This window comes from Alteromonas sp. ABV2_168 (genome assembly GCF_056161165.1).
Genome location: NZ_JBSWYQ010000001.1, coordinates 571,724 through 598,584, shown reverse-complemented (window position 1 = coordinate 598,584; position 26,861 = coordinate 571,724). Strand labels below are relative to the sequence as shown.

General features: G+C 51.1%; 21 protein-coding genes. 14 read left to right on the top strand and 7 right to left on the bottom strand.

All coding sequences use genetic code 11. The features are described 5' to 3' along the window. Nucleotides 1-105: 105 nt before the first annotated feature. Nucleotides 106-1,482 carry a formimidoylglutamate deiminase gene (locus ACXAH4_RS02635; protein ID WP_474880594.1) on the top strand — a complete coding sequence of 459 codons (1,377 nt, stop codon included), beginning with the start codon at nucleotides 106-108 and terminating at the stop codon, nucleotides 1,480-1,482. Further along, a complete protein-coding gene (gene hutC / locus ACXAH4_RS02630) occupies nucleotides 1,482-2,219 on the top strand; it encodes a histidine utilization repressor (RefSeq protein ID WP_474841522.1) in 738 nt (245 codons plus the stop codon). The genes ACXAH4_RS02635 and hutC overlap by 1 nt, the downstream gene beginning before the upstream one ends. Before the next feature lie 35 nt (nucleotides 2,220-2,254). Here the strand turns inward: hutC and ACXAH4_RS02625 are convergent, their stop codons facing one another. Continuing rightward, entirely contained in the window at nucleotides 2,255-3,583 is a 1,329-nt protein-coding gene (locus tag ACXAH4_RS02625; protein ID WP_474880592.1) for a Na+/H+ antiporter family protein, read from the bottom strand. Nucleotides 3,584-3,785: 202 nt separating this feature from the next. Between ACXAH4_RS02625 and hutI the strand changes: the two genes are divergently transcribed. The 5 genes from hutI (at nucleotide 3,786) to ACXAH4_RS02600 (ending at nucleotide 12,279) form a co-directional block, all read left to right on the top strand. Next, nucleotides 3,786-5,006 (top strand): imidazolonepropionase, encoded by a 1,221-nt coding sequence (hutI, locus tag ACXAH4_RS02620; protein WP_474880590.1) that lies wholly within the window; start codon nucleotides 3,786-3,788, stop codon nucleotides 5,004-5,006. Beyond that, entirely contained in the window at nucleotides 5,003-6,547 is a 1,545-nt protein-coding gene (hutH, locus tag ACXAH4_RS02615) for a histidine ammonia-lyase (RefSeq protein ID WP_474880589.1), read from the top strand. The genes hutI and hutH overlap by 4 nt, the downstream gene beginning before the upstream one ends. Beyond that, nucleotides 6,544-7,344 carry an N-formylglutamate deformylase gene (hutG, locus tag ACXAH4_RS02610; protein WP_474880587.1) on the top strand — a complete coding sequence of 267 codons (801 nt, stop codon included), beginning with the start codon at nucleotides 6,544-6,546 and terminating at the stop codon, nucleotides 7,342-7,344. The genes hutH and hutG overlap by 4 nt, the downstream gene beginning before the upstream one ends. A 9-nt stretch (nucleotides 7,345-7,353) precedes the next feature. Then, nucleotides 7,354-9,009, top strand: a complete 1,656-nt coding sequence (hutU, locus tag ACXAH4_RS02605) for a urocanate hydratase (protein WP_474880586.1) — start codon at nucleotides 7,354-7,356, stop codon at nucleotides 9,007-9,009. Nucleotides 9,010-9,171: 162 nt separating this feature from the next. After that, nucleotides 9,172-12,279, top strand: a complete 3,108-nt coding sequence (locus tag ACXAH4_RS02600) for a hybrid sensor histidine kinase/response regulator (RefSeq protein WP_474880656.1) — start codon at nucleotides 9,172-9,174, stop codon at nucleotides 12,277-12,279. 28 nt (nucleotides 12,280-12,307) lie between these two features. Here ACXAH4_RS02600 and ACXAH4_RS02595 read toward each other — a convergent pair whose 3' ends face one another. After that, complete coding sequence (locus tag ACXAH4_RS02595; protein ID WP_303572068.1) at nucleotides 12,308-13,015, bottom strand: DUF2982 domain-containing protein; 708 nt, start codon at nucleotides 13,013-13,015, stop codon at nucleotides 12,308-12,310. Between the two features lie 265 nt (nucleotides 13,016-13,280). Between ACXAH4_RS02595 and ACXAH4_RS02590 the strand changes: the two genes are divergently transcribed. The 3 genes from ACXAH4_RS02590 to ACXAH4_RS02580 are packed head-to-tail and all read left to right on the top strand — an operon-like array spanning nucleotide 13,281 to nucleotide 16,690. Next, nucleotides 13,281-14,294, top strand: coding sequence for an aspartate carbamoyltransferase (locus ACXAH4_RS02590; protein WP_474841535.1), 1,014 nt, complete (start codon nucleotides 13,281-13,283; stop codon nucleotides 14,292-14,294). 5 nt (nucleotides 14,295-14,299) lie between these two features. Beyond that, the gene (hemL, locus tag ACXAH4_RS02585; protein ID WP_474880584.1) at nucleotides 14,300-15,580 is read left to right on the top strand and encodes a glutamate-1-semialdehyde 2,1-aminomutase; all 1,281 of its coding nucleotides are present in this window, start codon (nucleotides 14,300-14,302) and stop codon (nucleotides 15,578-15,580) included. A 21-nt stretch (nucleotides 15,581-15,601) separates the two neighbouring features. Then, complete coding sequence (locus ACXAH4_RS02580; protein ID WP_474880583.1) at nucleotides 15,602-16,690, top strand: adenylate/guanylate cyclase domain-containing protein; 1,089 nt, start codon at nucleotides 15,602-15,604, stop codon at nucleotides 16,688-16,690. Between the two features lie 5 nt (nucleotides 16,691-16,695). Here ACXAH4_RS02580 and ACXAH4_RS02575 read toward each other — a convergent pair whose 3' ends face one another. Both ACXAH4_RS02575 and ggt read right to left on the bottom strand, forming a co-directional pair. Beyond that, entirely contained in the window at nucleotides 16,696-17,613 is a 918-nt protein-coding gene (locus ACXAH4_RS02575) for a Dyp-type peroxidase (RefSeq protein WP_119502783.1), read from the bottom strand. A 71-nt stretch (nucleotides 17,614-17,684) separates the two neighbouring features. After that, nucleotides 17,685-19,349: a gamma-glutamyltransferase gene (ggt, locus tag ACXAH4_RS02570; RefSeq protein ID WP_474842372.1), complete on the bottom strand. Its 1,665-nt coding sequence runs from the start codon at nucleotides 19,347-19,349 to the stop codon at nucleotides 17,685-17,687. Nucleotides 19,350-19,677: 328 nt separating this feature from the next. On the opposite strand from ggt, the gene ACXAH4_RS02565 reads away from it, so the two are divergent. Then, entirely contained in the window at nucleotides 19,678-20,577 is a 900-nt protein-coding gene (locus tag ACXAH4_RS02565; RefSeq protein ID WP_474841541.1) for a glycosyltransferase family 2 protein, read from the top strand. Nucleotides 20,578-20,690: 113 nt separating this feature from the next. On the opposite strand, the gene ACXAH4_RS02560 is transcribed toward ACXAH4_RS02565, so the two are convergent. The 3 genes from ACXAH4_RS02560 to glnK form a co-directional block, all read right to left on the bottom strand. After that, nucleotides 20,691-22,193 carry a catalase gene (locus ACXAH4_RS02560; protein ID WP_349589900.1) on the bottom strand — a complete coding sequence of 501 codons (1,503 nt, stop codon included), beginning with the start codon at nucleotides 22,191-22,193 and terminating at the stop codon, nucleotides 20,691-20,693. Between the two features lie 204 nt (nucleotides 22,194-22,397). Next, nucleotides 22,398-23,642 carry an ammonium transporter gene (locus ACXAH4_RS02555; protein ID WP_119502788.1) on the bottom strand — a complete coding sequence of 415 codons (1,245 nt, stop codon included), beginning with the start codon at nucleotides 23,640-23,642 and terminating at the stop codon, nucleotides 22,398-22,400. Nucleotides 23,643-23,673: 31 nt separating this feature from the next. Further along, nucleotides 23,674-24,012, bottom strand: a complete 339-nt coding sequence (glnK, locus tag ACXAH4_RS02550; protein ID WP_119502789.1) for a P-II family nitrogen regulator — start codon at nucleotides 24,010-24,012, stop codon at nucleotides 23,674-23,676. Between the two features lie 246 nt (nucleotides 24,013-24,258). On the opposite strand from glnK, the gene ACXAH4_RS02545 reads away from it, so the two are divergent. From ACXAH4_RS02545 to ACXAH4_RS02535, 3 genes are all read left to right on the top strand, one after another. Further along, the gene (locus tag ACXAH4_RS02545; protein WP_474880581.1) at nucleotides 24,259-25,083 is read left to right on the top strand and encodes a hypothetical protein; all 825 of its coding nucleotides are present in this window, start codon (nucleotides 24,259-24,261) and stop codon (nucleotides 25,081-25,083) included. A 63-nt stretch (nucleotides 25,084-25,146) separates the two neighbouring features. Continuing rightward, the gene (locus ACXAH4_RS02540; protein WP_349589908.1) at nucleotides 25,147-26,064 is read left to right on the top strand and encodes a DUF808 domain-containing protein; all 918 of its coding nucleotides are present in this window, start codon (nucleotides 25,147-25,149) and stop codon (nucleotides 26,062-26,064) included. Between the two features lie 319 nt (nucleotides 26,065-26,383). Next, the gene (locus tag ACXAH4_RS02535) at nucleotides 26,384-26,683 is read left to right on the top strand and encodes a hypothetical protein (protein ID WP_474880579.1); all 300 of its coding nucleotides are present in this window, start codon (nucleotides 26,384-26,386) and stop codon (nucleotides 26,681-26,683) included. The last annotated feature ends 178 nt before the right edge of the window (nucleotides 26,684-26,861 follow it).

Genomic DNA, 26,861 nt, shown 5'->3' with positions numbered 1-26,861 from the left:
CATAACTATGCAACCGGCTCTGTCGACGACTGAGCCGGTATTTTTGTTTCCTTTCCCAAATTATGTCTATACAATAAATCTATCATCTTCCGAATGGTAGCTACCATGACATCACATACTGCATCGCTTTCTGACTATACCCTTTTTGCCCGTCATGTATTGCTCACTGACGGCTGGCATCAGGATCAGCGCATCAGTATTGCCGGCGGGAAAATAAGTCATATCACACCGGCAAGACCTGAACCTTCAGATCTTGTGATTGATGCGCTGCTTCCCGGCATGCCAAACCTGCACAGTCACGCCTTTCAAAGAGGGATGGCAGGGCTTGCAGAAGTGAAAGGACCGGGCGCAGATTCGTTCTGGACCTGGCGGCAGGTAATGTACCGCTTTCTGGAAAAACTCACACCGGACGACCTTACTGCAATTGCCACCCTTGCATACATTGAAATGCTGGAGAGCGGGTTTACCCGTGTTGGCGAATTTCATTACCTTCACCATGCGCCTGATGGTAAACCGTACGGCCAGCCCGCCGCCATGAGTGATGCCATCATCGATGCTGCCACCGATACCGGCATCAACCTCACAATGCTTCCGGTTTTCTATGCGCACAGTGGTTTCGGCGGTCAGGCACCGGAAGCTGCACAGCAACGGTTCATTCACAGCACCGACGACTTCGGTAAACTCTATGAGCATATTGAACGCCGGCTGCTGACTACAGACGGTGCCGTAACCGGCGTAGCCCCTCACAGTTTACGGGCAGTGACCGGAGAAGAGCTGCAGTTTTTAACGTCGCTGGGAAACGGACCGGTTCACATTCACATTGCAGAGCAAATGAAAGAGGTGAACAGTTGTCTGGCCCATTACGGCGCCCGTCCCGTTCAGTGGCTGCTGGACAATCAGCCCGTGAATGCGCGCTGGTGTCTGGTGCATGCTACTCACCTGGATGACGCCGAAATTTCCGGTATTGCACGTTCACAAGCTGTCGCTGGGTTGTGCCCTGTTACCGAAGCCAATTTGGGCGATGGTCTGTTTCCGCTTAACCCGTTCCTGGAAGCCGGCGGCCGCATTGGTGTGGGTTCAGACTCCAACGTAAAAATTGATGCACCGGAAGAGTTACGCCTGCTTGAATATGGTCAGCGCCTGCAACTGCAAAACCGGAATGTAAGCCAGCGTCATGCAGGTGAACGCTGTGGTCAGTCTTTGTGGCAACAAAGCGTTGCCGGCGGCGCTCAGGCACTGGGCGTTGCTCCCGGATTACAGCCCGGCGCCTGTGCCGATATGGTTTCTTTGAAAATCAGCGGGTTACCCGATATGCTAAGGTCTCACGATAATATTATCGAGCAACTGGTTTTCTGTCACAATAAAGACCTGATTGACTGTGTGTGGGTAAATGGCCGGCTTACAGTAAAAGAAGGCCGCCATGCCGGCAGAGAACACGCGCAACGCGCCTTCATTAAGACTATTAACAGAGTATTTCAGTAATGCCGCCAGAACCGCAGGAAAAAGGGGTCAAAGATACGCTGCACCAGACAATCTGCAACGACATTCGTCAGCAGATCCTCTCGGGCACCTGGCCTCCGGGTTACAAAATCCCTTTTGAGCATGAGCTTGTTGAGAACTACGGGTGTTCCCGTATGACGGTAAACAAAGCCATTACCTCTCTGGTAGATGAAGGATTGATTCACCGCCGCCGTCGCGCCGGCTCTTTTGTGGCGCGTCCGAAAATTCAGTCTGTCATTGTGGATATTCCTGATATACAAACTGAAATCGCTAACCGGGGGCAGCCATACGGCTTCTCTCTGTTATCACGGCGCAAACGCACCGCGCAGAAACGGAAAGCGGAAGAACTGGAACTGGGTGCTGACAATCCGTTACTGGAATTACGCTGTCTTCATCTGGCAAGTAACCGGCCCTTTGCACTGGAAATGCGTCTCATCAACCTGAATGCCGTCCCTGAGGCTGAAGGCATCACGTTTGAGGATGTGTCGCCGGGTCACTGGCTGCTTGAACATGTAGCCTGGAGTAAAGCCCAGCACCGTATCTCTGCCATTTCAGCCAATGCAGAACAGGCTGAAGCGCTGGGTATTGAAGAAGGTACAGCATGCCTGTTACTGGAGCGTCAGACATGGCGTGGCGGCGAAGGGATCACTTACGTAAGACAGTTATTTCCGGGCGATGCCTATAATCTTCTCGCCCGTTTCTCACCCGCTTTCGGTTAACCGCAGCCACGCTTTAAAAAGGCTGCGGCTTCCTGCTATAGCAACATGGCAGCAACCCAACCGCCTGCCAGCAAGGGTAAATTGTAGTGTAAGAAGGTAGGTACAACCGTGTCCCAGATATGGTTGTGCTGACCATCTGCATTGAGTCCGGCAGTGGGTCCCAAAGTGGAATCTGAAGCCGGAGAGCCCGCATCGCCCAGTGCACCTGCCGTGCCCACCAGCGTGACAATGGCCAGCGGACTAAAACCCAGTTGCAAGGCCAGCGGCACAAAAATCGCGGCGATAATCGGGACAGTGGAAAAAGAAGAGCCCACGCCAAGGGTGATCACCAGACCCACCACTAACATCATCAGCGCGCCTAACGCCTTGCTGTTGTCAATCAACGCCGCACTGGTATCAACCAGAGACTGAATATCTCCGGTTGCACGCATCACTGCCGCGAACCCGGACGCTGTGATCATGATAAAGCCCACGTTGGCCATCATCTTCATGCCTTCAACAAAAACATCATCGGCCTGCTTCCAGCGGATAACCCCGCTGATACTGAAGATCACAAAGCCCACCAGTGCACCAAGCACCATAGAGTCAAACATCAGTTGCACCACAAATGCAGTAATCACGGCAACACCTGACACCGCCAGTGAACGGCCGCTGTATTTCACCTCTGTATGCTCAGCCCGTTTCAGCTTTTTATCACTGTATTCCCGCGGTTTGCGGTAGCTGATAAACACAGCAACCAGTAAACCGGCCAGCATGCCAAGGGCAGGCAATGCCATGGCCCGGATGACAGATACACCGGACACATCAGCACCGCTTTCCTGCAGATTTACCAGCAGAATGTCATTCAGATAAATGGAACCGAACCCCACCGGCAGAAACATGTACGGGGTGATCAAACCAAACGTCAGCACGCAGGCAATGGCCCGGCGGTCCAGCTTCAGCTTTTGCGTGACCAGCAGCAGAGGCGGTACCAGCAAAGGAATAAAGGCAATATGAATAGGAATGAGGTTTTGCGAGCATACCGCCATCACTAACAAAGCAGCCATTACGCCATAACGGACAGTCCGTGCCAGCGCGGGATTTTCACCCTGCTTCTTATCAAGTTTTTTCAGTACCTGCCCGGCCAGCAGATCAGGAATACCCGAGCGGGAAATTGCCACCGCAAAGGCCCCCAGAAAGGCATACGACAGTGCCACCGTTGCGCCTGCACCCAGTCCGCTGTTGAAGTTATTCAGCGTGCCTAAGGTACCCAGACCACTGAGCAGGCCACCTGCAAACGTCGCGATAATAAGCGCTATAACTACGTGCACCCGCGCCAGACTTAGCGCCAGCATTATGCACACCGCAATCAACACTGAATTCATGCTTACCTCTTATGTCTATACTTATACTAATGGTGACAGGCAATTTTATTTTTATTGTTCTGTTATATCGGGGGCTGGCAATAAATACAAGACGCAACATAGATATTGCGATGAAATGGATAAATATTTGGATTTATATGACTATACATATTAAAAATTGTTGGCTATATTAAATTGAAATAGCGTCCACAGAGACAAGCGCATGAAGCAACAAGCTGAAAAGATTTGGGTGAATGCAAGGCTGGTAACCATGGCCGATCCCGCCGCCCCTCTGGCGATAACAGAAGACGGTGCCGTCGCGATGGCTGATGGCAAAATTCTGGCCGCCGGTCCTGCTGCCTCCGTCACTGTGCAGTATCAGTCTGACCAGGTTATTGACTTACAGGGCCTGCTGGTAACACCCGGCCTCATCGACTGTCATACCCATCTGGTGTATGCAGGCAGCCGTGCCAATGAATTTGAAGCCAGGCTGGAAGGGACCAGTTATGCTGACATCGCCGCACAAGGTGGCGGCATTATGTCTACGCTCACCTCAACCCGCGCCGCATCAGAACAAACCCTGCTGGATGAAACCCTGCCCCGGCTCGACAGTCTGCTTGCACAGGGTGTGACGACGGTAGAGATAAAATCCGGTTACGGACAGGATATTGAGTCTGAACTTAAGCAGTTACGGGTTGCACGGTCACTGGCGCAGCACCGGGCAGTGTCAGTCTCCCCCACACTGCTGGCCGCGCATGTGGTACCGCCGGAATTTAAAGGCCGCGCTGACGACTATGTGTCGTATGTATGTGAACAGCTGTTCCCGGCTGCACTGGCAGATGGCAACATTGATGCAGTGGACGCATTTTGTGAGCACATTGCCTTTACGCCACATCAAACCAGCCGGATTTTCGACACTGCCAGACAAGCCGGACTCAAGGTAAAGCTTCATGCCGGACAACTGTCAGATAATGGCAGCGTGTCGCTGGCAGCAAACTATCAGGCGCTGTCTGCCGATCACATTGAATTTGCCACCGCGAAAGACGTGGAAGCCATGGCCGCTTCCGGCACCGTAGCAGTGCTGCTGCCGGGCGCCTTTTACTGTTTGAGAGAAACGCAGAAGCCACCGGTTGAATTACTCAGACAACACAATGTTCCGATGGCTGTTGCTACAGATGCCAATCCCGGTACATCGCCGGTAACGTCACCACTACTTATCATGAACATGGCCTGTACCCTTTTCGGACTTACCGTTGCTGAAGCCTTCAGTGGTATGACACTTCATGCCGCCGCTGCGTTGGGTCAGCAATCTCAGACCGGCAGTCTGGAAGCCGGAAAGTACTGCGACCTTGCCTGCTGGGACGCACCGTCACCGGCACACCTTATCTATCAAATCGGACTTAATCCCTTACGTCGCCGAATCTTCAGAGGACTGGAAAAATGACAACAATAATAATGCAACCTGGTCAGGTATCACTTAAAGACTGGCGTACGATTTACGAAGGCGCACCGGCTGTTCTGCACGAAGATGCTTTACCCCGGGTGATTGCTTCAGAACAGGCAGTACAGCGCATTATCGCCCGCAACAAACCGGTATACGGTATTAATACCGGCTTCGGAAAACTGGCAAATGTCCGTATTCCTGATGATCAGCTGGCACAACTGCAGCACAACATCGTCATTTCTCATGCTGCCGGCGTGGGTGAGCCGGCTCCGGTTAACGTTATCCGTTTGATGATGGCGCTTAAACTGGCCAGCCTGGGACACGGCGCATCCGGTGTGAAGCTGGAAACGGTTAAACTGCTGGAAGCTTTCCTTAATAAAGGGATCACTCCGGTTGTACCGGAAAAAGGCTCAGTCGGGGCATCCGGCGATCTTGCGCCTTTATCGCATATGACTATGGCGCTCATCGGACTGGGCGATGTGCTGGTCAACGGCAAACAAATGCCTGCCGCTGACGCCATGGCTAAAGCTTCACTCACTCCGCTCAGCCTCGGACCGAAGGAAGGTCTGGCGCTCCTCAATGGTACCCAATACTCTACGGCTCAGGCCCTTGCAGGACTGTTCGCCGCACAACATGGCTTCGCCACCGCACTAATTACCGGTGCCATGTCTACCGATGCGGCCAAAGGTTCAACCGCCCCGATGGATCCACGCATTCACGCCTTGCGTGGTCACCAGGGCCAAATCACCGTAGCTGCAGTGCTGCGTGAGCTTCTGGAAGGCAGTACAATCCGTGACTCTCATCTGCAATGCGAGAAAGTGCAGGACCCTTACTGTCTTCGCTGTCAGCCCCAGGTCATGGGTGCCGCTTTTGACTTACTGAATCAGGCCGCCACCACCCTGCTTACTGAAGCCAATGGTGTGTCAGATAACCCCCTCATTTTCAGTGATACGGATGAAGCCCTGTCAGGGGGAAATTTTCACGCCGAACCGGTTGCCTTTGCAGCCGATATGATTGCCATGGCCGTGTGCGAAACCGGTTCACTGAGCGAGCGGCGTATTGCCATGCTGGTTGACCCGGCGCTGTCAGGTTTGCCGGCATTTTTGACGCCCCGTCCGGGCCTGAATTCCGGCTTTATGATCCCGCAGGTTACGGCCGCGGCCCTGGTATCTGAAAACAAACAACAGGCATTCCCGGCCAGTGTGGACTCCATTCCCACCAGCGCGAATCAGGAAGATCATGTTTCAATGGCCGCGCACGGTGCACGCAGACTGGCTGGTATGAACACCAATCTGCAGCATATTCTGGCCATAGAATTGTTGATCGCGGTACAGGGCATCGATTTGCACGGTGACATGAAAACCAGTCCTCATCTGGAAACCGTCAGACAAACCCTGCGCAGTGAAGTCCCCATGTTGCAGGATGATCGCTACATGGCAAAAGACATGGCAGCCGCCTTTGCGCTTATATCAGGTTCGGGCCTTACAGGACCGGTCGCAGAGATTTTTAACCCTGCGCAGTCCGGCGGAGCGTCAGCATGAGTAGTAACTGGCTGGAGATCAGCGAGGGCAATGCGCCCCTTGTGCTGAGTATCCCTCATACCGGGCTGACCATACCGGATGAAATAGCACAACAGCTGCAATGCGATAAAGAAACGGCACTGGCTGACACAGACTGGTGGGTAGACAAACTATACAGCTTCGCGCCTGAACTCGGTATTACCGTGGTGCGCAGCCATATTTCCCGCACGGTTATCGATTTAAACCGGGACCCGTCCGGCGTATCGCTTTATCCGGGCCAGACCACCACACAACTTTGCCCGCAGGAACGTTTTGACGGCGTACCGTTTTATCCCGCACCGCTTTCTGAAGAAGAAACGGAATACCGGAAAGCCACGTGGTTTATGCCCTATCACAACGCACTGTCCCACCAGCTGAACCGGCTTAAGCGTCAGCTCGGGCAGGTCGTCCTGTTTGATGCCCATTCCATCCGCTCGCTGTGCCCCCGTTTATTTGAAGGTGAATTACCGGGCCTGAATCTGGGTACAAACACAGATAAAAGTTGCCACAGCGACTATGCCACCATTGCATTTTCTGCGCTGCAAAGCAGCGTACATTCTGCGGTAAGCAATGGTCGCTTCAAAGGCGGCTGGATCACCCGTCACTACGGCAATCCGGGACAAGGTATTCATGCACTGCAACTGGAAATCGCCCAGCGCTGCTACCTGCGTGAGCCGGCAGAACCCGGCCGGCCGGAATACGATGCGGCTTATGCTGCTCCGCTTCAAAACGAATTAAAACAGTTACTCTCCCGGCTGATTGACCGGGCAAAATCCTGAGGAAAGATCATGACAACATCCCGAGTAATCCGTGCCCCGAGAGGCAGTGAACTGAACGCTAAAAGCTGGCTGACCGAAGCGCCCCTGCGTATGTTGATGAACAACCTGGACCCGGAAGTGGCAGAGCGTCCCGAAGATCTGGTGGTTTACGGCGGTATCGGTAAAGCAGCCAGAAACTGGGAATGCTTCGACAAGATTGTCGATACGCTTAAAAACCTGAATGACGATGAAACCCTGCTGGTGCAGTCAGGGAAGCCGGTGGGAGTGTTCCCCACCCACGAAAATGCGCCGCGGATACTGATTGCCAATTCCAATCTTGTTCCTCACTGGGCGAACTGGGACACGTTTAACGAGCTCGATAAAAAAGGCCTCATGATGTACGGCCAGATGACTGCCGGCTCATGGATTTACATCGGCTCTCAGGGCATTGTTCAGGGCACCTATGAAACCTTCGTCGAAGCCGGCCGCCAGCATTTCAACGGTAACCTGGCAGGACGCTGGATCCTGACTGCCGGACTGGGCGGTATGGGCGGTGCACAGCCTTTAGCGGCCACCATGGCCGGCGCCTCCATGCTCGCTATTGAGTGCGATGCTACCCGCATTGATATGCGTCTGCGCACCCGTTATCTGGACGAAAAAGCAGAAACACTGGATGAAGCACTGGCCATCCTTGAACGGGCAAAAGAAAACGGTAAACCGGTATCGGTAGGCCTGTTAGGAAATGCAGCGGAAATACTGCCGGAAATGGTTAAACGTGGCATTAAGCCGGATATGGTTACCGACCAGACATCAGCCCACGACCCGGTTAACGGCTACCTGCCTGCGGGATGGACGCTGGAAGAATGGCGTGAGAAACAGGTGAGCGACACGGCAGCAGTGACTGCAGCAGCGAAAGTGTCTATGGCGGAACATGTAAAAGCGATGCTGGCCTTTGATGATATGGGTATCCCTACCTTTGATTACGGTAATAACATCCGTCAGGTGGCTTTGCAGGAAGGTGTAACCAATGCCTTTAACTTCCCGGGATTTGTACCCGCTTATATTCGTCCGCGCTTTTGTGAAGGTGTAGGACCATTCCGCTGGGTTGCCCTTTCAGGCGACCCGGAAGATATTTACAAAACCGATGCCAAAGTAAAAGAGCTGCTGCCTGATGACGCTTCATTGCACAACTGGCTGGATATGGCGCAGGAACGGATCAGCTTCCAGGGTTTACCGGCACGCATTTGCTGGGTGGGACTGGGCGACCGTCACCGTCTCGGACTGGCGTTCAACGAAATGTACCGTAACGGCGAACTTAAAGCGCCGGTGGTTATTGGCCGTGATCACCTGGACAGCGGTTCTGTGTCGAGCCCGAACCGTGAAACCGAAGCCATGATGGACGGTTCGGATGCGGTTTCCGACTGGCCGCTGCTCAATGCCATGCTGAATACAGCGGGCGGTGCCACCTGGGTATCGCTGCATCATGGTGGTGGTGTGGGCATGGGCTTCAGCCAGCATTCAGGTGTTGTGATTGTATGTGACGGTACTGAAGAGGCTGACAAGCGCATTGGCCGTGTACTCTGGAATGACCCGGCCACCGGCGTGATGCGTCATGCTGATGCAGGTTACGAACTGGCACAGAAATGTGCACAGAAACACGACCTGAATCTGCCTATGCTTAAATAACCGTCAAGCCTTCCGTAATGCGGAAGGCTAATTTTACAGATAGCAGCAATTTACACCCTGTTTTTTGTACAAACGCGCCTGTTGGTGGTTTAATAGGCGCACGTTTTTCCAACCAGCTTATCAAAAATGCGCGCAGTACTGTGGTCCTGGTTCAGCATCTTGATGTTTTTTGGGGTGTGCACTGCGCCGGCTCAGGCTCAGACTACCCATCAGCTCATCAATGAAAATATTGAAACCAGCCTGACGGACAATTTTGAATTTTACTTCGAGACAGACACGCAGCTGACTATCAGTGAAGCAATCAAGCGTCGTCCTGATTTCCGTTTTTATACCGACCCGAATCCTAACTTCGGTTTTCAGTCCCGCGCATTGTGGCTGGTTACCAAATTCAACAACACAAGTAATACCCGTGACTGGGTATTCAATATCGATTTCAGCCAGTTAGATAAAGTCGATTTTTATCTCGTCAGAGGCGATGAAGTCTTAAAGCAAAGTCATCAGGGTAAGCTGCAAACCGAGCAGATATTCCGCGTACCGACCATGCGGGCTGAGCTGCCGGTGGACGCCCCGCTGGAGTTATACCTGCGGGTCGAAAGTTCCTCTTCCAGCCTGATTGTACCGTTATCTGTGGAGCCGGAAACCCGCCATAGTTTCGGCGTACAACTGGACAGTCTGCTGTGGGGATTGTTCTACGGCGGCCTGATCATTCTGGCAATATACAACTTCGCGCTGTTCTTCGGTTCCAGAGAGCCAAGCCTGGTCGCCTATGTGGGCTACATTGTGGCGGTATTGCTATGGCAATTTGTCTGGGGCGGCCATCTTCACCTGATATTCCGCGACGGCTTTGACCCGTGGTTTGCTGCGCATACAGAGATGATTTTCGTCATCATCGGGATCAGCTCCGGGCTGTTCGCGGTTACCTTTCTGGAAACCAGAAAACATGCCCCGAATTCCCATCCGGTGATCATGTCTCTGCTGGTTTTGCAGGGCGTTATCGGCGCAGGCTGTCTCATCGATTTGCTGCCTCACATCTGGAAGAATAACCTGGTGTATGGCGTGGGTATGATTGCGATTTGCAGTTACATCTATGCCGGCTTTGAGGCTTACCTTAATAAGTTCAAACCCGCCCTCTATTTCATCTTCGCCTGGGGCATGCTGGCCAGCGGCGCAATTGTGGGCATTCTGAGCTTACTGAATGTTTTACCTTCCAATGACTACACCACATACTGCTTCCAGGTCGGCGTGTTTATCGAAGCCGGGTTGTTCTCCTTCGCCCTCATGGAAAAGAGTCGCAACCAACTGGCCTCTGAGGTTAGCCAGGCAACCAATGAGCTTCGCAATAATATGGAACTCATTGAAGAGCAGAATGCCCGTCTGGACATTGCCCGCAAAGACGCTATTAAAGCCAGTAACGTAAAATCTCAGTTCCTGGCCAATATGAGCCATGAAATCCGTACACCACTCAATGCCATTCTCGGATTCAGTAAAGAGCTCACCCATGTTGCCCTGCCGGTGGAACAACAGGAGCAGGTTCGAATCATTAACACAGCGGCGGATAACCTGCTGGGTATCGTCAATGACGTACTCGACTTCTCTAAAATTGAGGCCGGTAAACTGCAAATTAACAATCAGCCATTCTCACCGAACCAGTTACTGGAAGACATGGTGACGCTGATGTCTAAGTCTGCCCACTCCAAGCGGCTGGAATTTGTTTTTGATACCGGCCCGTTACCGGAAAAACTCATCGGCGATGTATTCAGAATTAAGCAGGTACTGAACAACCTCCTCAGTAACGCACTGAAGTTCACCTCTTCCGGCACCATCACCCTCACAGTGAGAGGCACGTCCCTGCCCCACGGCATCCATGAATTACACTTCCGGATTGAAGATACCGGTATTGGTATCAGCCGTCAGGATAAGAAAAAGCTGTTTAATGCTTTCTCCCAGATTGATGATGCGTTGAACCGTAGTTATCAGGGCACAGGGCTTGGCCTGGTTATCTGCCGGGAGCTGATAAAACTGATGCGCGGCACACTGGATTTAAACAGTGTTCCCGGTCTTGGCAGTGTCTTTGACATTCGTCTGCGGGCGAATCAGCTTAGTCAGAAATACAGTTTGACACCGAACGCCGAATGGATTGGAAAACGGGTTGTGGTATTCGACCCTGTGCCGGACACCCGCAGAGCCACAGCCTCCATGCTCACCGCGCTGGGAGCCAGAGTGACATCAGCAGATTCCGTAGCCTTTCTGAACATGCTGGATATACATCCTGATTTACTGTTTGCTACTGTACCGGTTTCCCATCTGGAGAAGCGGAACACGTACCTCAGTGAACTGGTGGAGTTTCCGGCGAAAAAACGCATCCTGTGGTACTCCGGTCCGGAACCGTTCAACCAGTATCCCAGCCTGACCCAGCACTTCCATGAACAGGTAAGAATGCCTGTCACACTCACCAAACTGGAAAGCCTGCTGCATCAGAAAACAGCCCGTCGCCGCAATCCGATGCAGGATAAGATGAATAACCTGCCTAAGGCGCGTATTCTGGCTGTTGATGACATGGAAATGAACCTTAAACTGCTGCATACCTGGCTGGACCACTCGCCGGTCAGTCTTACCACGTCCATGAGCGGGCAGGATGCCGTTAACCGTTGTCAGAGTACGGAATATGATCTCATTCTGATGGATGTTCAGATGCCGGGTATGGACGGTTTGCAGGCATCCAGACTGATCCGCAAAACGGCTCTGAATATGGGTACCCCCATCATTGCAGTCACCGCCCATGCTTTCAAAGAGGAACAGGAAAGGTTGCTGGCATCAGGTATGGACGATTATCTGCCCAAGCCTATCGAAATGGGCGCGCTTCTCGATTTGATTAAGCGCTGGTGTCAGAACGCCACCCCGACAGCCATGGCTTTACCTACTCTGGACTGGCAACTGGCGGTTAAACGCACCCACCAGAACCCGGAAGCGGCACGCTCGTTACTGGGGGATTTTGTGGTGTTGCTGCCGCCCACCATTTCCACATTAAAATCGATGTGGAAAGAAAAAGACTTCGACGGCCTGAAGGCGGAAGTGCACAAACTCCACGGAGCCTGCTGTTACACCGGTGTACCGAAGTTACAGGAACTGGCTTCAGAACTGGAAATCGCACTAAAGCTTGAGCAAAACTTCCTGATTGCAGAGCATCTGCCTGCCCTGCTGAATGAGTGCGAAATATTAATGACAGAAGCCAGACGCTTCCTGGAAGAAATGAATTACACCTTCCCCTGAGCCGGAGACTCAGGGGAAGGTGCAGGCATCAACCTGCCTGAGTATCCATCAGTCTGTCCTGACGGGCTTGCTGGCACTGGCGCATAAAGCGGGCAAAGTCAGCAGGTTCACGATCAATATCAGAGGCGGCAATAAACACATCATACCCCAGCGACTGACGAAGCTGAGACATTCTGTTCGCCAGCATGGCTTTAACGCCGGTAAAAGTTTGATTGTCTGCAGTGGTGTAATGTTTATCATCAAACATTTCCTGCTCAAAACAGGCACCGGTTTTACAGTTTTTTTCATCCCTGTGAAGCAGCAACGGACGTTGCTCCATCAGTAAATGGGTGGCCAGCCGGGGGGAAACATGATTTAAGAACGCACCGTAGTCTTTAATCCGGAAACCTACCGCTTCAAGCTCCACCTGTTCTAAACCCTGCTGCACCCGCGGGCAGTCTATACGCTGCACGTTATCCCACTGTAACAGCCAGTTGCCCAACCGGTGATGATAACGGATTTCCTGCGGAGAAATTTCGATACTGAACTGAGGCTCTCTTACTTTGAACCAGCCGATGAGCAGCGATACAATCGACGCACTGGTCAGGAAAATAGCAGCCAGAAACAGCCAGTCCGGCAGAAATTTCATCCATATTGCCGACATTATCAGTCCGGCCACACCCAGCACCAATGCAGTGATGCCGTTACCCTTTGACGTTGCCCTGACATAAATAGGGTCAGAATCAGTTCCAGACATAAAAATACACCACAAATACGATAACCGCCCAGATGAATATCATACGCAGACGCCGGCATTGCGGACAGTCAGTCCGCCACCATGAACGGGATGGTTTGTTTGCCTGCGGTCGCTTTGTCACATTCATCCGGTGATTATCTGAAGAAAGTTTGATTTTACCCCGGCCTGCGCAGAAAAACTCATAAACCTATTTAAGGTTCTTATCTCTACACATCGCCGGCTTTTTGATAAACTGTTCAGGTTTATTTTGTTTGTTGAGAGCACTATGTCACAGTTTACCGGCAACCATATCCTTTCGGTCAATCAATTCGATCGTGATGCCATCGAGAAAGTCTTTTCTGTGGCCCATTCCATGGAGCCTTATGCAAAGCGTCAGAAGCGCACCACGGTGCTGGACGGCGCCATCCTGGGTAACTTATTTTTCGAACCCAGCACACGTACACGGGTAAGTTTCGGGACTGCCTTTAACCTGCTTGGCGGGGAAGTACGGGAAACCACCGGCATGAGCAACTCTGCGCTTGCGAAAGGTGAATCGCTTTACGACACAGCCCGTGTATTAAGTGGCTATTCCGATATTATTGCCATGCGTCATCCGCACGCGGGTTCAGTAAGCGAATTTGCTGACGGCAGCCGTGTACCGGTCATCAACGGCGGCGACGGCGCAAACGAACACCCGACGCAGGCATTACTGGACTTATTTACCATAAAGCGTGAGCTGGAATACAATGGTAAAGGCATCGACGGACTCCACATCGCCATGATTGGTGATTTGCGATATGGCCGTACCGTACATTCTTTGTCGAAACTGCTGTGTTTGTATAAGGATATCCACTTTACACTTATCGCACCAGCAGAGCTGGCCATGCCGGACTACATTGTCTCTGCCATTGAAGATGCCGGTCACAAACTGACTATCTCTGAGCATATCGACGGCACGGTAGATGCGGACATCTGTTATCAGACACGCATTCAGGAAGAACGCTTTCCTTCTCAGGAAGAAGCCAATAAATACCGTGGCCGCTTCCGCCTCAACCAGTCTATTTACACTAAGCACTTCCAGTCAAAAACGGTGATCATGCATCCACTTCCGCGGGATTCCCGTATGGAAGCTAATGAGCTGGATAACGATTTGAATACCAACCCGAACCTGGCCATCTTCCGGCAGACCGATAACGGCGTGCTGGTAAGAATGGCACTCTTCGCGCTGACACTGGGCGTTGAAGATCTGGTCGCGAAATATGAACGCGACGTGGTTTGGTACACTAACAAGAGCCAATAAGCATTATGTCAAAATCTGAAGTCCTCTTTGCCCGCGCGCAAAAAACGATTCCCGGTGGCGTGAACTCCCCGGTCCGTGCCTTTAAAGCGGTAGGCGGCACACCCCGTTTCATCACTAAAGCAGACGGCGCTTACATCTGGGATGCTGACGACAATCAGTACATTGATTACGTGCAGTCCTGGGGCCCCATGGTACTGGGTCATAACAACGATAAAATCCGTGAAGCTGTTATCAATGCCGCACAAAACGGATTGAGTTTTGGTGCGCCTACAGAATCAGAAATTATCATGGCCGAAATGGTCAGCAGCATGGTGCCGTCAATGGAAATGGTACGCATGGTAAATTCAGGGACCGAAGCAACCATGTCGGCAATCCGGCTGGCCCGTGGCTATACCGGCCGCAACAAGCTGGTTAAATTTGAAGGCTGTTACCACGGTCATGCCGATTCACTGCTTGTAAAAGCCGGTTCCGGCGCACTGACACTGGGCGTACCAAGTTCACCGGGTGTACCTGCGGATGTGGCGCAGCATACGCTGACGGTGGAATACAACAACCTTGAAAGCGTTGAAGAAGTCTTCCGTGAACACGGCGATGACATCGCCTGCATCATCGTTGAACCGGTTGCCGGCAACATGAACTGTATTCCGCCTGTAGAAGGATTCCTTGAAGGCTTACGTAAGATCTGTGATGACCACGGCAGTGTATTGATTTTCGATGAAGTGATGACAGGCTTCCGTGTCGCCAAAGGCGGTGCACAGGCAAGATACAACATCAGGCCGGACCTTACCTGTTTGGGTAAAGTGATTGGTGGCGGTATGCCGGTGGGTGCATTCGGTGGCCGCCGCGACATTATTGAACATATCGCCCCTACCGGCCCGGTTTATCAGGCAGGGACTTTATCAGGTAATCCGGTAGCCATGGCAGCCGGCCTTGCCGCACTGGCTCAACTTGATGATGACGCCATGTATGAAGGGATTTTCGCTCAAACTCAGGCACTGGCAGACGGTTTTCAGGCTCTGGCGGATAAACACGGCATCCCTATGACCACCAACGTTGCCGGCAGCATGTTCGGCTTGTTCTTTACCGGCATTGACCGCGTGACGAACTACCAGCAGGCCATCAACTGCAACCAGGAGCAATTCCGTGTGTTCTATCACGGCATGCTGGACAACGGTGTTTACCTGGCTCCGGCGTCTTATGAAGCAGGGTTTGTGTCAAAAATGCACACTGCAGACGTAATTGATAAAACACTCAGCATTGCTGATAAAGTGTTAGGCTCTCTGTAGTGTTGGATATGTGGTGACACCATGACGTTAAGCTGGCTACTCATTTATGGTCTTATCGCTGTGGGCGGTGTTGCCGCATATTTCCTGTTCAGACAGTCTGCACAAATCCGCGAACTGAAGGCTGAACTCGACAGAACACATCCGAAGAAAACGCCTGTTTCTGATACCCCTGACGGCCGTGAAGCCAGTTACGTCGAAAAAGCCAATGAGGCGATGCAACTGAGTAAAACCTTCCAGAAATTCGTCCCCCGTCAGTTCGTTGAACACTTTGCCAAACATGGCAGCGGAGCCACGCTGGAACTGGGACATGCAGACGAAGACGAAGTGGCTATCCTGTTTTGTGATATCCGCGGCTTCACCGGCTTGTCAGAGCATCTCAGCCCGCAGGAACTCATGGGCTTCCTGAATTCCTATTTCCTGCGCATGAATGATCCTATTCATCAGAACCGTGGATTTATCGACAAATTTATTGGCGATGCCATTATGGCGCTGTTCGACCACCCGGGCGGCACCGCTAAAGATAAAGCCCGCGATGCCCTTCAGGCTGCTATCGATTTACGAAAAGCACTGGTGATGTACAACTCTCACAGGGATAACTGTGAATATCTGCCCATTAATATCGGGATCGGTATTCATTTCGGACCGGTGATCATCGGTACTATCGGTTCAGATGACCGCATGGACACCACGGTACTCGGCGACAGTGTGAATATTGCTTACAGACTTGAGTCACTGACCAAAAAATACAATGCTGACATTATTGTCAGCGCACAAACCCTGGAAACGGTAGGCGCGGGCTATCCGGTTAAAACCCGTTTACTTGACTGGGTTAAAGTGAAAGGCCGGCAAAGTGCCATTGAAGTGTATGAAGTGCTCGATCATCTGAGTGAGGAAGAACAGAAAGCCAGGCTCTCTGTGCAAACACAAATCACCGCCGGACTGGCCTGTCGTATGCGCAGGGAGTGGGACGACGCCATTGCTCACTTCATGAAAGCCAGAGATATCAATCCGCAGGATCAACTGCCTCAGCATCACATCGATGTATGCCTGCAATACCGTAATTTAACGCTCAGTGAAGACTGGGACGGTGCATTGAAGCTGCACCACTAACCTGGTTATTTTTTTGCGTGCTCGCGGATAAAGTTAACCGGCGGCGCAAAGAAAGATGCCCCGGTTTCCGCACTGGTGTAATCCAGCCAGCGGTCATAATCACCGTCTCCGGTACCGAAAACCTGGCTGTGCAACATAGACTTGAAAGGCCGTGCACTGGCTGAACAGCTTACAAAGAAAAGCCCCTGAGTTGTCAGATCTCCGTAAGGCATTCCCTGTTTAATTAACCCCGGTAAATCATCATCAGGCCCTTTCGCCGACGCGCGGATACAATGAGACATGGGGTTTTGCTCCTGACTCACCAGGTTGTGTTCCCTGGTCAGACCGATAATTTGTTCCTGCTGACGGGCAGTAAGACTTTCCCAGCGTCGCAAATCGTGGCGGTAACGTTGCACATGCACGTAACTGCCGCCGTTAAAAGCCAGTTCGTCGTTATCGATAATACCGGTTTTGCGTCGCTGCATTCCACGCGGATTATCCGGCGCATAGATAAAACCATTCAAGTCACGGCCATCGAGATAACGGAAACCTCTTACCTGCTCCACCAGCTCAACGTGCAGCCTGAGCAGCTCCATCACTTCCATGCCTACCGCATGACAGATGTCAGCACGGTCAGCACGTATTTGAATAAACAGGTCGCAGGGCGTGGAAGGGGCAGTGCGATCTTCACACTGCATATCCGGAAACGGAGCCAGTTCAGTGGGAATAAAGCCCGGATACAATTCAGACCAGAAACCGGCACCGATGGCAATCATGCCGGTGAGCATGGCTTCATAGTGCTCGTTTTCGTAAAAATCGAATATATCCAACACGCGGGCAAGCTTTCCCCTCACCGTTTCTGCATCGTCATCCACGACATTCAGCAATAAATATTGCGCATGCAGATTCGGTTCGGCGCACACCCCTTTTTGAGGTTGACTCATGACATCCTTCCGTTTGCCCGCTGATTATTGATTTATGGGCATTTTCCCGGGCCAGTAAGTAATAGTGTGGCTCAATACCCCGCGGCTTGTCCATCTTTTCGGCTTTCAGAGGCACCGAAATACACGCCCCGCTGACTGTCCTGCATAATTGCCTGATAACCACCGTAGATCCCGACGGCAGGTTGCAGAGTGTGACCTTTCTCCATCAGTTCACGTTTAACCGTTTCACTGAAGCCTGATTCAAGATGTACCTGACCGCCATCCAGCATGAGATGTCCGGTAGGGCTGCTGGAACCGGAATGTAATATACGGGGCGCGTCACCGGCTTCCTGTAAGTTCATGCCAAAATCAATCAGATCGACGATGATTTGTGCATGCATTTGTGGCTGGGTGGCACCGCCCATTACACCAAAGCTTAACCACGGCTTACCATTGCGGGTAACGAAGGCAGGAATAATCGTGTGGAAGGGACGCTTGCCCGGCGCATACTCATTCGCGTGTCCTTCCTGCATGGTGAACAGCTCCCCCCGATTCTGCAGCACAAATCCCAGTTCCGGTGGCGTCATGCCTGAGCCCATACCACGGTAGTTACTCTGGATCAGAGACACCATGTTGCCGTCTTTATCGGCGACGGTCAGGTACACGGTATCACCTTCGTACACACCGGCATCATAGCGTTTGGCCGCTTTTTCCGGATTGATAAGTTGCTGCCGCTCTGCGGCGTAGTCTTTAGAAACCAGCCAGTCTACGGGCACTGAAGTAAATGCCATATCTGCATAGAATTTTGCGCGGTCTTCAAATGCCAGCTTTTTCGCTTCAACGAAAGTGTGAATGTAGTCTGCAGAGCCGAACCCCATCCCTTCAATATCGTAACGCTCAAGAATATTCAGGATTTGCAGAGCAGCAATACCCTGTCCGTTAGGGGGTAACTCCCATACATCGTACCCCCGGTAATTCGCGGATACCGGTTCAACCCACTCTGACGTATGGCTGGCCAGATCATCTAAGGTAAGGTAACCGCCCTGCTCTTTCATGTAGGCAGCGATTGTCCGCGCTATATCGCCTTTATAAAAGGCATCTCTGCCGCCGGTGGCGATTTTTTCGTAGGTGGCAGCCAGTCCGGGATTTTTAAACACATCCCCTTTTTTAGGTACTTTACCGCCGGGCATAAAGGTTTCAGCAAATCCGTCATATTGACCAATCCGGTCGGCATTCATTTGCAGGTAATACGCAATGAGTTCAGAAACCGGAAAACCATTACGGGCATATTCAATAGACGGGGTTAAAATGGCAGTCACAGGCAGAGAGCCGAACTTGCTGTGCAGCTCAAACCAGCCATCCACAGCACCGGGAACCGATACCGGCAACGGACCAAATGAGGGCACTTTATTGAGCCCTTTTTCTGCAAACACGGCTTTGGTCAGGGTACGGGGTGAGCGGCCGGACGCATTCAGACCATAGAGTTTCTTCTCTTCTGCACTCCACACGATAGCAAACAGATCACCACCGATACCGCTTCCGGTGGGCTCCACCAGACCAAGCATGGCATTCGCTGCAATCGCTGCGTCGATAGCATTGCCACCCTGCTTAAGAATATCCAGCCCCACCTGGGTCGCCAGAGGCTGACTGGTGGCTACCATCCCGTGCTGTGCAATGACCTCGGAACGGCTGGCAAACATTTCACCGGTGATCCGGTCGTATGCCCCGGCAACGGCAGACACGCCCAGTAATACCATACCGGTGATAACCGGCTTCAGACTCTTTCTTATCAGTCGCAAATGCATTTCCCCGCTCTGTCTAACCACTGTAAAAATTACCGGCTTTCTGTAAATTCATATTTAACACACTCCGCCCTGCAATTCATCCGGGCAGGCCAGAAAGCAAAAAATGACGAATTAACGCGAAGTTAGCCCGTTCACTATACTTTAGTTTAAAGGTGGAACTAAGTTTGCAGTAATTTTGCGGATTTATTCACTGTTTTTCTAACAGACTCACCACGAGCCGTATCTGTGGTTGGAAATTAACCCGTCCCGCAGGGACATGAACCGACAGAGAGACGACGCCATGAGCACTGATTTTAGTATTGTTACTATTGTTAAGCGACGTACCCAGCAGTTGTCTAACCTGATTAGCAGCATAGAACGCTCTACACTTTTACCAAAAGAAATGGTGATTGTATGGATGGCTCCGCCAAGTGACGAATCACTATTAAGTAGCGAAAACTTCCCTATCGTGCACCGTTTTGCAGCAAGTGATGAACTTCCGATCCCGAAAGCCCGTAACCGTGGTTTCGATACCTGCAAAACCGACAAATTTATTTACCTTGATGTGGACTGCATCTGCCCTGAATCTTTACTGGAAAATCTGGTCCGTTCACTCGCCATCGGTAAGGTTGTCACCGCCAATGTATGCCAGCTTGATAAAAAAGCGGAAGATATTAACGAAAGCTACGTGCAGCAGCTTGCCCTTCCTCAGGCCACTGCCGCAGAAAAAGTCCCGTTTGTGCAGTTCGATACTAATATATTCGGTATCACCCGGAAGGATTATGAGCGTGTAGGCGGGTTCGATCTCGATTATCATGGCTTTGGTATCGGCGATTTGGATTTTGCTGCACGTTGCAGCCAGGCAGGCCTTTATCTGGTTAACACCGGCCGTCATGTATTCAAGCAATTCCACGCTCACTACAACCCACCGGTAAATCACTTATGCGATATCGTATCGAACGCTGAAGTGTTCAAACAGAAATGGGGTGCGTATCCGTCCTGTGATTTGTTCGCCCGCTTCGCTGAACTCGGGCTTATTAACGCAGATTATGAGGAGTCTGGTATGCGTGTGGTACGTCTGGTTACAGATGAAGAGCTGGCGACTTACCTGGTAAAAGAACCGGATAGTGTGGCGTCAGAAGGCACATCAGCTCCGGCTGGTACGTTAACCCGTACAGGTGCATTGAAGCAAACGGCCTGATGTAAGAAATTACGCGGGGTCCGGTTCCCCGCGATTGGTTCTTCACAACGAAAACACCCGGCATCTGCCGGGTGTTATGTTTTTCAGTTTAATTGCCCGTGACCGGGCAACTGTTACTTATCTTCCAGAGGCGTGTCTTCGGTGATGGGCACCGCGTTAACGTCTGTATCCAACGCTTCCACCGCTTTTCGGACACCTGCAGCGTAGTCAGGATGTACTTTTTCAAGAACAGCGTACCAGCGCTCTTTTACGCCGTCTGAACATGGCCCCATCGCGGCAGCATAGTTCTTGTACAACCTTTCTTTCTGCTCGTCAGAGAACATGTTGTAAAGGGCTCTTGGCTGCACGTAATCAATGTCCGATTCTTCCTGATAGTAGCGGTCAGCATCGCCATCGATGCGCAGCGGTGGTTCCGGGTTCTTAATTTGAGCCACCGGACCGTTGTGCTGGTTTGGCTCGTAATAGGCGTCAGGATTACCAAAATCATTGGTAAAGAAGCGCATCGCACCGTCTTTATGATAATGGTTCAATTCCGCTTTCTTCGGCGCATTAGCCGGTAAGGCTTCATAGTGAGTTCCCAAACGATAACGGTGAGCATCTGCATAGGAGAACACCCGGGCCTGCAGCATTTTATCAGGACTGAAGCCGATACCGGGCACCACGTTTGACGGGCTGTAGGCTGCATTCTCAATCATCTGGAAGTAGTTTTCAGGCACGGTGTGCATTTCCAGTTCGCCCACTTCAATCAGAGGGAAATCACCATGAGGCCACACTTTGGTGAGGTCGAAAGGGTTATAAGCCTGCTTCCCTGCCTCTTCTTCAGGCATCACCTGAATGTACAGAGTCCATTTAGGATATTTGCCGTCTTCGATGGCATTGATTAAGTCTTCCTGATAAGACTCACGGGTTTTACCTATGATCTCTTCAGCCTCATCATTGGTGTAATGTTCATGCCCCTGCTGTGTTTTAAAGTGGAATTTCACCCAGAAACGCTCGCCTTTGGCATTCCACATACTGAAAGTGTGTGAGCCGTAGCCGTTCATGTACATAGGGTTCTTAGGAATACCACGATCAGACATCAGAATGGTGACCTGATGCACAGACTCAGGTTGTCCGGCCCAGAAATCAAACATCGCTTCCGGGCTGCGAAGATTCGTTTTCGGATGGCGCTTTTGAGTACGGATAAAATCCGGAAACTTAAACGCGTCGCGGATAAAGAAGATTGGGGTATTGTTACCCACCATATCCCAGTTACCTTCTTCGGTATAAAACTTAAGACTGAAACCGCGTACATCACGCTCGGTGTCAGCAGCGCCTGATTCGCCGGCAACGGTAGACCAGCGACTCAGCACTTCGGTCTTTTTGCCAATCTCAGAGAACAGGTCGGCACAGGTGTACCGGGTAATGTCGTGGGTCACTGTAAATGTACCCTGCAAACCCCAGCCTTTGGCATGCACCGTACGCTCAGGAATACGCTCCCTGTTCTGGTGTGCCAGCTTTTCAACAAGCTGATAATCTGTCAGCAGAACCGGACCTCTTGCGCCCGCTGTTTTGCTGGTTTCGTTAGATTCGACGGGCGCGCCCGCGCTGGTGGTGAGAGTTGGTTTTTTACTCATGACGGTCTCCTGGGAAAAGCACGATAGTTGGTGTAACTATGCGTACAACAGAGAGCCGGAAAACGACCAATCTATTTTTTAAAAGATGTTAATTATTTATTTCTATTAAACAGAAAAAACCCCGCAGATGCGGGGTTCAAATTTTGGTGAGTTGAGCATTATGCTTTTGTTATAGGTTGCCCAATCAAGTCTCCGTGTTGAAGATTAACGACCTGAAGTAAAGTCAGGATATGCTTCCAGACCACATTCAGCAACGTCAACACCTTCAAATTCTTCTTCTTCAGAAACCCGGATGCCCATTACAGCTTTCAGGATTACCCAAACAATCAGACTGGTTACGAATACCCATACAAAGATTGTAGCAGCACCTAACAGTTGACCACCGAAAGTAGAACCTTCGTTAGTTACCGGCACCAGTAACAGACCTAACAGACCAACTACACCGTGAACAGAGATAGCACCTACAGGATCATCGATTTTCAGTTTGTCCAGGAACACGATGCTCAGAACAACCAGCAGACCACCTAACGCACCGAACAGTGTTGCCATCAGAGGCGTTGGCGTTGAAGGTTCAGCAGTAATGGCTACCAGACCAGCCAGTGCACCGTTAAGTACCATAGTCAGGTCAGCTTTACCGAACATTACGCGGGCCAGCAGCAGAGCAGCAATTGCACCACCGGCAGCGGCGGCATTGGTGTTCATGAATACAACCGCAACAGAGTTAGCACTTTCTACAGTAGCTGTTGCCAGAACAGAACCACCGTTGAAGCCGAACCAACCCATCCACAGAATGAATGTACCTAAAGTCGCCAGAGGCAGGTTAGCACCCGGGATAGCATTTACTTTGCCATCTGCAGTGTATTTACCTTTACGTGCGCCAAGTACCAGTACACCGGCTAAGGCTGCAGCAGCACCTGCCATGTGAACAATACCGGAACCTGCAAAGTCAGAGAAACCGTTGTCGCCCAGCACGTACATACCGAATACAGACTCACCGCCCCATGTCCATGCACCTTCCATTGGATAGATGAAACCAGTCATCACAACTGCGAATGCCAGGAAGGCCCACAGTTTCATACGCTCAGCAACCGCACCGGATACGATAGACATTGCAGTGGCAACGAATACTACCTGGAAGAAGAAGTCAGCTGAAGGCGCGTAGGTAGCCGGTTCTTCTGCAACACCTGTTGCACCGTCACCAACAATACCTGAAAGGAATAATGTGAAGTCACCACCGCCGTACATGATGCTGTAACCGCAGATCATATACATGGTACAGGCAATGGCATAAAGCGCCACGTTCTTGGTCAGAATTTCAGTGGTGTTTTTAGCACGAACCAGACCCGCCTCAAGCATGGCAAAGCCGGCAGCCATCCACATGACTAACGCACCGCAAATAAGGAAATAGAAGGTATCTAATGCATACCCGAGTTCAAATGTGATTTCCATTGTTTTCTCCGCAATTTCTTATTGTGTTGTTTTACAGCGCGTCTGCGTCAGCTTCGCCGGTACGAATACGAACAGCATGTTCAAGGTCGTAGACGAATACTTTACCGTCACCGATCTTGCCCGTTTTTGCTGCGCCAACGATGGCTTCTACCAGACGATCAACCTGGTCTGCCTGAACAGCAACTTCCAGTTTTACTTTTGGTAAGAAATCCACCTGATATTCGGCGCCGCGATATAATTCAGTATGTCCTTTTTGACGTCCAAACCCTTTCACTTCGGTAACGGTAAGACCGTCGATACCGATCTCTGAAATGGCTTCACGAACATCATCCAGCTTGAATGGCTTGATGATAGCTGTGACTAGTTTCATGTGTTGCTCCCAAATAATGGTTGTTTGTTTTCGCTTTTAGCGGGGGTTGCTGAAGTAAACCAAGTCCTATGCCACAAATTTTAATCTATAAAAAACAGATATTTATGCATTAAAACGAATGAAGAGCTTAAAAATTACGCACCATGATCGTGCGAAGGCAAAATAGCGCACCATAATTGGGCAGCCAAAATCGTGCTTGTGTAAAGACCGGGAACTTCATCTTATTTCAGCGGTCTTCTGTCGCGTATGGAAACCACGGACACCGCTTTCTTTGCCCCTCAAAGGCCAACTTTTGATCCACCCCGCTCAGGAAAGAAAAGCGGGGTCTTTGTCGTGTCTGTTATTATTCACCTTATATTGCTTGCCGCACTGGCGCTGATGGAAAGTAAGCGCGATATTCCGGAGCCCGTGGTCAGTAAACCCATCACGGCGACGTTAATCCGTCTGCCACAACCTCAGGCTGCCCGGGAACCGGACACACTACCGGACACACTACCGGAAACCATTCCGGAAGCACCGGCTACCGCCAAGCCTGAACCTGAACTGGCCGCACCGGAGTCCAAACCAGCTCCGGAACAGGCAGCCCCGCCTGACGTCAAAACAGCGCCGGCAGTAAAAGCGCCGTTGCCGCAACAACCTGTGCAGCCTGAGACGTCAGAGCCGGTTCAACCGCCTGTGTCTTCTGTTATTGCGCAGCCGGCTGCGCCAACAGATTCAGGCACGGTTTCAACCAGACCGTCATTAACATCGCGCCGTGCTCTGGATGCTTTTTTCAGCCGGCAACAGGCTGCCAGTACACAGCAGGATGCTGAGCAGGTAGCCAAAGAACTCAGGCGGGCAAAAACGTCACCGGATATCAGCGATCCCCGCAAAGGCGCAGAAAAAGAAGATCCTCTTGCCCCGCCCCCTGCCGTTGAAGTGGATTGCAGTAGTAAAACCACCCAAACCCTGGCATTTATTTCACGTTTTACCGGTGGACGGGCGACCTGTTCAGACAGGGGCAAAGGGTTTGAGAAATTCATTGATGCGCGGATAAATAAAGGGGTCAAAGAAGAAGAGAATCAAAATTAGTCTGTATTGCGTATAAGGGCTTCTACAGATAACCTATGCCCCGATTCTTATTGAGGAAAACCTATGGCAGCCGCTAACTTACTCGCCCTGATTGATGATATCGCTACTTTGCTGGATGACATTTCCGCCATGTCTAAAGTGGCTGCGCAGAAAACTGCCGGGGTTCTGGGTGATGATCTTGCATTAAATGCCAACCAGGTTCAGGGAGTGCGTGCCGAAAGAGAACTGCCTGTGGTCTGGGCTGTGGCAAAAGGCTCGCTGCTCAACAAAGTGTTCCTGGTACCTGCAGCGCTGCTTATTTCTGCTTTTATTCCGGTTCTGATCACCGTCATGCTGGTCATTGGTGGTCTGTACCTGTGTTTCGAAGGGGCTGAAAAAGTATTGCACCGGCTTTTCCATAAAGAAGATGAAGCAGAGCGTGAAGCCAGAATTGAAAAACTCTCACAGGAAAATATTGATCTTGTGGCGCTTGAGAAAGACAAGATTAAAGGCGCCATCCGGACTGATTTTATTTTGTCCGCAGAGATTATCGTCATTGCACTGGGTAGCGTACAGCAGGCTGATTTTGTTACTCAGGTAGGTGTGTTGTGCGCGTTAAGTGTGGGGATCACCGCCGGTGTGTATGGTCTGGTTGCCGGCATTGTGAAAATGGACGATGTCGGTCTGTATCTCCTCAGAAAGTCACTCACCGGCGGCTACAACGGTTTTCAGCGTGTCACTGGCCGCGCCCTGCTCGTTGCTGCGCCTCTGTTAATGAAAACCCTCGCTTTTGTCGGCACCATTGCTATGTTCCTCGTTGGCGGTGGCATCCTTACTCACAATATTCCGTTTATGCACCACCTCGCTGAATCCATTAATCACAGTGTGGAGCAACTCAGCTTTGTCATTTCCCTTATCACCGATGGTGTGGCTGGTTTGATTGCCGGCTCGGTAATTGTGGGTATTGTTTCACTGTTTTCTAAAAAGAAAGACGCGCATTAAGCTGTTCTGATGTTGTCGGGGCGGCAAGCTTTGCGCTGGCCATAACCAAAATCATCGCGGGCTGACTCACCTGTCAGCCCCTTACATCATACCTGGTCAAATTCGCCAAATAGAGTTTTCAAAATTACTAATTCTTAGTGTTTATACTATTTATACTTATCTAAGCTTTTCCACACCGACAAAACAAAACATTTAAAATCAACACCTTAAAATTTTTATTCGTGTTGGCACAACTATCGCTAAAGTTAATGCGACTTAACAATTAACTGCCGGGAAGTCAGTAAGAGTGCAGTTTATTAACCTTAACTTTGGAGAAATTATGTTTACTTTACGTCGTCAATTCACTGCACTTGCACTTGTTGCTACTTCTGTTCTGTCTGTACCGGCAATGGCTGAAACATCATTGCAAAGCCAGCTTCAGGGCTATTTATCTGAGATGGTTGAGCAACAAATCGATAATGTGCGCACAGAAATCCTGTCTGAAGTGACTCAGCTAGTGGCCAACACCACGTATCAGGCCGAACCTGAAGTAGCTGAAGAAACACTGGTTGCTGACATCAAGATCCGTGATCTTAAACAGGAAGATGCTATTTCTTTTGAAGACATCAAAGGAGAGTAATGATGATGACATCAGGTGCGTTGTTGTTGCTTGCGCTGGGACCGGTTGTCGCGTATCTCGCCAGCGCAGTGTTATTCAGCGGTGTGCAACACATTGCAGACCGCTTTCACTAATCCCAACGAGCTCCCGTAGGGCCTTCCCTGAGTCAGATCTGGTAGCGGGACAGATTTTTACTGAG